General features: G+C 67.3%; 5 protein-coding genes. 3 read left to right on the top strand and 2 right to left on the bottom strand.

Annotated elements, in window-relative coordinates; genetic code table 11:
- Positions 1-114 precede the first annotated feature (114 nt).
- A complete protein-coding gene (locus tag KSO97_RS17290; RefSeq protein ID WP_232681743.1) occupies positions 115-294 on the top strand; it encodes a hypothetical protein in 180 nt (59 codons plus the stop codon).
- Between the two features lie 254 nt (positions 295-548).
- Positions 549-3,251 carry a cutinase family protein gene (locus tag KSO97_RS17285; RefSeq protein WP_232681741.1) on the top strand — a complete coding sequence of 901 codons (2,703 nt, stop codon included), beginning with the start codon at positions 549-551 and terminating at the stop codon, positions 3,249-3,251.
- 88 nt (positions 3,252-3,339) lie between these two features.
- Here KSO97_RS17285 and KSO97_RS17280 read toward each other — a convergent pair whose 3' ends face one another.
- Complete coding sequence (locus KSO97_RS17280) at positions 3,340-4,206, bottom strand: SDR family NAD(P)-dependent oxidoreductase (protein WP_232681717.1); 867 nt, start codon at positions 4,204-4,206, stop codon at positions 3,340-3,342.
- Positions 4,207-4,230: 24 nt separating this feature from the next.
- Positions 4,231-5,532 (bottom strand): hypothetical protein, encoded by a 1,302-nt coding sequence (locus KSO97_RS17275; protein WP_232681703.1) that lies wholly within the window; start codon positions 5,530-5,532, stop codon positions 4,231-4,233.
- A gap of 47 nt (positions 5,533-5,579) precedes the next feature.
- Here KSO97_RS17275 and KSO97_RS17270 point away from each other — a divergent pair, with 47 nt between their 5' ends.
- Positions 5,580-6,332 (top strand): VWA domain-containing protein, encoded by a 753-nt coding sequence (locus KSO97_RS17270; protein ID WP_232681679.1) that lies wholly within the window; start codon positions 5,580-5,582, stop codon positions 6,330-6,332.
- Positions 6,333-6,427 lie beyond the last annotated feature (95 nt).

The raw sequence follows: 6,427 nt of genomic DNA, 5'->3' as shown, positions 1-6,427 counted from the left end.
GACGGGCCCAGCATCACGCAGATCTCACCCGCCGGAACGGTCAGCGTCACCCCACCCCAGATCAACTGCTTGCCGAAGGACTTCGTCAGATTCTCGACCTTGATCTCAACACCCATGACAGTCCTTCACATCAGTCTTCTCGTACCGGCGGCGACGCAGGTCCGGCTGCGCTCAGGCGACAACGGCGCGTTCGCGCGACCGATGTACAACAGCTACCACGACATCTGGATGGAGCTGCACGAAGACCTCATCGTCTCCCTCGGCCGGACGCGCGGCTCCCACGACGAGGGCTGAGTCGGAGACCGAGCCCCGGTCGAGGCTCCGCCGACGGCGATCCCTCAGCCTCCCCGTGCAGCCCGGCGGCGAGTAGTCCCGACGGGCGTTCCCGGATGTGGAGCGATTCCTCACCACGCCTAGTCAAACTGTGCGAGGATGCGCAGGCTCCGAAGCACAAACTCCTGGGGAATCACTTGAAGACCACCTCACATCCTCGGCCGCGATACTCAGCCTTGGCCCTCAGTTCGTTTCTTCTGGCGTCGTTCGTAACGGTGCTGACGTTGCCGATATCGACTGCTGCGGCAAGCAGCGCCATGGATCAACCCTGCGGGCAGATCGAAACCATTTGGGCAAGAGGCTCTGGTCAATCTCTGGACAAAGACGAGGCGAAGAAGTGGATCTCAGAATTCGACAAGCATGCACCTGAGCTCACCGTCAACACCTATCAACTCGGGGCGGAGCGTTTCGGCGGCGCACAATACCCGGCCCGCAAGGTCTCGGGAGAGCGGTTCCTGACGGGAATCGGAGCCTCGATCAGTTCAGGAGACATGTTCTCCTACGGCCAGAGCGTCGATCTGGGTGTCTCCGAACTTGTCGCATACTTCGCCGAACGACGGGCGAAATGCAGCACATCCGTCTTCGTGCTCGGAGGCTACTCACAAGGTGCGCAGGTTGCTGGAGAGGCGCTCTTCGCGATCGACGGCATGGGATACGAGCGGAGTGTGGCCTTCGTAGCCCTCTTCGGCGACCCGAAGCTCCACCTGCCGGAGGGCCGCGGCCCTTCTGCTGCGGCGTGCCGCCACACTAGAAACCACTCAACGTGGCGTCGAACAGTCCCGGACTGCAACACCGATGGGGGTTCCCTCGGAGCACGAGTCCCGCGCTATCTCCCCGACGCGTTTACGCATGCCTCTACCGGGGGTGGCCCCGCCTTCTCGGAAAAGCCGTCGTGGCCGATCAGTAAAGCCGGCTCGTGGTGTGCCGACGCAGATTTCGTCTGTGGATCGTCGGCAACACTTGTGACCAACAGCGGGCACTTCACGTATGCAGAGAACGGGCACATCCATCAGGCAGTGCTCGAGGCAATAGCCCGAGCTCGGCCATTCATACCCGCCGCTCCCCCGCCAACGCCCTACGTCGACGATCGCCCACTCGCAGGCACAACCGGACTCGACCTGGCGATCCTGATCGATTCGACCGGGTCAATGTCGAGTTACATCGAGAGCGCTAAGTCCCAGGCTGCTCGTCTCGCATCCGAAGTCGCGCGAGTTCGCGGGCGAGTAGCGCTGATCGAATACCGCGACGCGGGTGATGCGTTCGTTGCTCGGACACTTCGCCCGTTGGGCGACAGCCTCGATACGTTCAGCGGCGCCCTCAACGGGATCTCAGTCGACGGCGGCGGCGACACCCCAGAGGCTGGTTTGGCCGCGCTCATGCACACGTTCAACGACCTCAGCTGGCGACCTGGGGCGACAAAGGCCGCGGTCGTGCTGACGGATGCGCCGTTCCACCATCCGGATGCCGCGACCGGCGTCACCATCGCCGATGTGGCCCGCCGCTCCCTTGAGATCGACCCAGTCAACGTCTATCCGGTGGTGCCTGATGAACTGGCTGGGGCCTACCGCGAGCTCGCGGATCGCACGTCCGGCAGAGTTGTCACGCACGGAGAAGACGTCGGAGTCGCCGTCATCGACGCAGTGACCGAAATTATCGAACGTCCGGTTGTATTGCTTCGGCAAACATCGTACCGAGGCGTTGTCGGGGACGAATTCGAGTTCGACGCATCGGAAACCTACGGCGGCCGCGGCCCACTCAGGTTCGACTGGGACTTTGACGGCGACGGGGAGTTCGAGGTCCGTGACGGTTCCCCGATCGAGACCTTCAGCTATCCGGATACATTCTCGGGGCAGATGCAAGTTCGGGTCACCGACGCCGACGATCTCATCTCGTCGATGTCGGTGCCGGTGACTGTCTCGGACGCGCAGGACGTGCCACCGCGCCCCGCAGCGCCGCACCCGCTGCGTTCGTCGGTGGTACCAGCATCTGGCGGTGGCTTCTCTGTCGAACTCACGTGGTCGTCCGCCGATTCCACCGCTGACCGGTGGTGGATTCGCACCGAGGACAGCGTGCTGGGATGGGTGACCAAGGATCGGCATTCGCTTACGGTCACCGACTTTGCACCAGGCGACGTCCCGACCTTCGAGATCTTCGGTACAAACGCGGATGGCAGGGCAGGCGAACCCGCACGTATCACAGTCAAGGGGACCTCGATACTCAATGGTGTCGTCGTCGACGATGTCGGCAGGCCAATCGAGAATGCGCAGGTCACGCTCTTGCGAGCAGAGCGCGCGGATGGGCCTTACTTCGAGGTAACTGCGGCGGACGGCGTCATTGCGGGGTCGAGTCTGTCAAATCCGACGAGTTCCGATGCGCTGGGGTCGTTCTCCTGGGAAGTCACACCTGGCTGGTACCAGGTGCGCGCGGAGGCGCCAAGCTGTATTCCGGCGTCGTCCGGCGGGGTCGAAGTTCCGCTCGAATCGGATGGATTGAATCTCGCGCTCTCCTGCCATCGCTCCGGCTTCCCGGTACCACCCTCACCGCCATCGACGGAGCCGTCACCCACCACGAATCCAACACCGGACCCCGAGATTGCTCTCGAGACCAGAGTTGGGATACGTCTCCCCCGCCACCGCGTCACCTCGAACCAACGCGCGGTTGTGAACTTTGCGGTCGTAGCCATCCGCGGTTCGGGAGCCGGAGAGCCAGCGATTGGCACCGTCTCCATCGTGGTGAGCAGGAGCGTCGTACACACTCTCACCTGGGACGGCACGGGCTTCACGGGCAGCGTCAAGTTGGCCAGGCTAGTACATGGCAGATACCCGATCCGCGTGCTCTTCACAGGCGAGGGCTACGCCGCATCGGCTTCTGCACCTTTGATTCTCACCGTCGCCAGGGCCAAGAGGCAGGCCCACTAGCCGCAGTTCTGGGTGGGCTCCGGGCGACCGGGGCCTACCCAGAACTCCGCCGCTGACAGGAGCGATCAACCGACATCGCGGCGATCCCTCAGCCCCCGCGGGCCGCCCGCGAGTCCGGGGCCATCTGGTCGTAGCGGTACATCAGGTAGTCACCCAGCCGTGGGCTGAGGAAGTTCACGACCTCGCCGACGACGCCGGCCGGGATGTTCCACACGGGCGGCCGCTCCTCCAGGCACCGGACGACGGCGCGCGCGGCGTCCTCGGGCGACATCGCGCGACGCCCCTCGTACTCCTCGGTCGGCGCCACCATGGGGGTGCGCACGAGCCCGAAGCGCATCGAGGTGAAGGTCACGCCGTCGCCGCGGGCCTCGCGCGCTGCGATCCGCACCCACTGGTCGAGTGCCGACTTGGAGGCGATGTAGGCGGAGAACTTCGGCGCCCGCATCTGGACGCCCCACGTCACGATGCTCACCACGTGGCCGAAGCCCTGCTCACGCATCGCGGGCAGCAGACCCATCGTCAGACGCACCGGGCCGAAGTAGTTGACGGCCATCGTGCGCTCGACGTCGTGGAAGCGGTCGTAGCTCAGGTGCAGCGAGCGCCTGATCGAGCGGCCGGCGTTGTTCACGAGATAGTCGACCGCGCCGTGGTCGTCGAGCACCTGGGCGACCAGCTCGTCGATGGCGTCGAAGTCGGTGAGGTCGCACGGGTAGACCGACGCGAGCCCGCCGTCGTCCCCGATCTCGGCGGCGAGCTCGAGCAGCGCCGCGGCGCGGCGGGCGACGAGCAGCACGTGGGCGCCCTGCGCGGCGACGGCGCGCGCCGTGGCCGCGCCGATACCGGACGAGGCGCCGGTGATCAGCACGGTTCGGCCACGCAACGGCGAGGTGCCTCGAGCGCGACGCACGACGCGTCGGGCCACCGAGACCGGAGTGGGGAGTACGCCGAGGATCACGGAGCAATCACTGTGAGATCACCATCAGACTTTCATGATCGTGACGACGTCGTCGCCGATGAGGAGCCTCGCGCCGTCGACCAGCTCGGTCGTCAGCTCCGGGTCGATGCGGAACTCGCGGCCGTCGGGGTAGGTGATCGTCCACGGCTCGGCCGAGACGTTCAGCAGCCCCCAGCGGGCCGGGTCGTGCGGGTGTGCTCGCACGCGACCGACGGCGACCGGAGCGTCGACCCCGCTGTCGAGGTGGTCGGTGCGCAGGACTGCGAGGGGGGAGACCGCGACGGTGCGTCGTCCGACCCGGAGCACGAAGGCCGGGGCGAGCGGCCCGCCGCACGCTCGGCAGAGGGTGTCGGGCTCGGCGGGATCCCAGAAGTTGGTGACCGGGCAGTGCGGGCAGGTCGTCATGGCGTCGCCGAGGCGGTCCATTGCCTTGATCCACTGGCCCTCGGTCACGCGCCGCGCCGGCTCCCACAGACCCGCGACGAACGCCTGGGTGAACAGTTCGCGCAGGAACGCCGGGTAGAGGTCCCAGTACTGCTGCACGATCGAGGGGGGCCGGTTGCCGGAGTCGTCCGGGTGCTGGCAGAAGAGCGCACCGCGACCGAAGTGGTGCTGGAGCCAGGCTCCATCGCGCAACCCCGACGCCGTCCTCGCGCCTTCGAGGGGGTGGCCCAGGAACAGCGCATAGAACAGCAGGACGGCGAGCGAGTGCCGGTCGGTGGCGGTCGAGGGCAACGTCGCGTAGGTGGTGTCGGCGACCACTTCGGGCGCCATGAAGTACGGCGTGCCGAGCACGCGACCGGTGCCGTCGTCGACACCCACGTTGTCGTTGTCGCAGATCAGCACGTCGCCGGTGGCGGGCTCGAAGAACACGTTGCCGAAGGAGATGTCGCGGTAGCACAGGCCGCGCGCATGCAGGCGCAGGAAGCTGAAGGCCACCTGGCGGCACAGGTTGATCGTGGCGGCGAAGCTGACGTTGAGCGGGCGCCCGTCGCGGTCGACGTTGGACAGCAGATAGCTCAGCTCGAGGTAGCGAGGGTCGCGGACGTGCATGACGTAGCCGAACCCGGGGTGGCCGGGGACCTTGGCCATGCTGAGCGGCCACAGGAACCGGTCGTGCGGGGACCCGAACTCCACCAGCGTCTGCATCTCGCGGTACTGCTCGGACGAGGCGCTGGTCGGCTTGTACCACTTGAGCGCGAGCGTGCTCCCGTGCGTGCGAGCGACCTCGAAGACGTAACCCTGGCCGCCCTCGCCCAGCAGCGACGTCACCGTCGCCGCACCCAACGGACCGAGGTCGACGTGGGTGCCCTGGGGGAGGACCATGGGTTCAGTATCGCCGGACGCGGTCCGGCCCGACCGCCGGAGACCCGATGACCGATCTTCCCGCCACCCAGCAGGTGGCCTCGGACCGTCTGGGCGGTGCCGTCGCGCGCACGCCCCTCCACTTCGTGTTCGTGCTCGACCTGTCGGGGTCGATGCTGCGCGGTGGCCGGATCCAGGCGCTCAACAACGCGATCGCCGAGGCGCTGCCCTCACTGCGCGACGAGGCGCGCGCCAATCCGCACGCCGAGCTGCTCGTGCGTGTGCTCGGCTTCGCCGACGAGCCGCGCTGGATCATCGAGCAGCCGACCCCGATCGAGCAGCTGCGCTGGGACGGCGTCGAGGCGGTGCCGCAGGGTTTCACCGAGCTCGGCAGTGCGCTCACGACGCTGGCAGAGGCGATGGCCGAGCTCGACGTCGAGGGCGGCCGAACCGCCTACCCGCCGGCCCTCGTGCTGGTCTCGGACGGTCGGCCCACCCAGAGCAGCGGCGTCACCTTCGCCGAGGGCCTGCACGCGCTCCTGGAGCAGCGCTGGGGCGCCGCCGCCGTCCGGCTGGCGCTGGGAGTGGGCCGTGACGCCGACATGAACGCGCTGCGACGCTTCATCGGCAACGAGGAGGTGCCGCTGCTGCGTGCCGACAACCCCGAGCAGCTGGTGGAGTACATCGTCTGGGCGTCCAAGGCCGCCAGCCAGGTCGCGTCGCGCCCCGTGATCGGCCGCGCGACGGCCCCCGGCGTCGCCGGAACCACTCGGGTGCCGCCCGCCCCGATCGGCGACCCGATCTGGAGCCAGACGCTGTGAGGGGCCGCGGGCCGTGGTCGGTGGTTGAGGAGCCCGCGAGGGACGAGCGGGCGGTCCACCCGGTGGTTGAGGGGCCCGCGGGGAACGAGCGGGCG

This window comes from Nocardioides sp. R-C-SC26 (genome assembly GCF_021246465.1).
Lineage (GTDB): Bacteria > Actinomycetota > Actinomycetes > Propionibacteriales > Nocardioidaceae > Nocardioides.
Note: the sequence above shows the minus strand (reverse complement) of the source record. Positions and strands in the feature narration are given on the sequence as shown.

What these genes read in the sequence shown, in the direction of transcription:
- KSO97_RS17290 (WP_232681743.1), top strand. Translation starts at nt 115, where the DNA reads ATGACAGTCCTTCACATCAGTCTTCTCGTACCGGCGGCGACGCAGGTC.
- KSO97_RS17275 (WP_232681703.1), bottom strand. Translation starts at nt 5,532, where the DNA reads ATGGTCCTCCCCCAGGGCACCCACGTCGACCTCGGTCCGTTGGGTGCG.
- KSO97_RS17270 (WP_232681679.1), top strand. Translation starts at nt 5,580, where the DNA reads ATGACCGATCTTCCCGCCACCCAGCAGGTGGCCTCGGACCGTCTGGGC.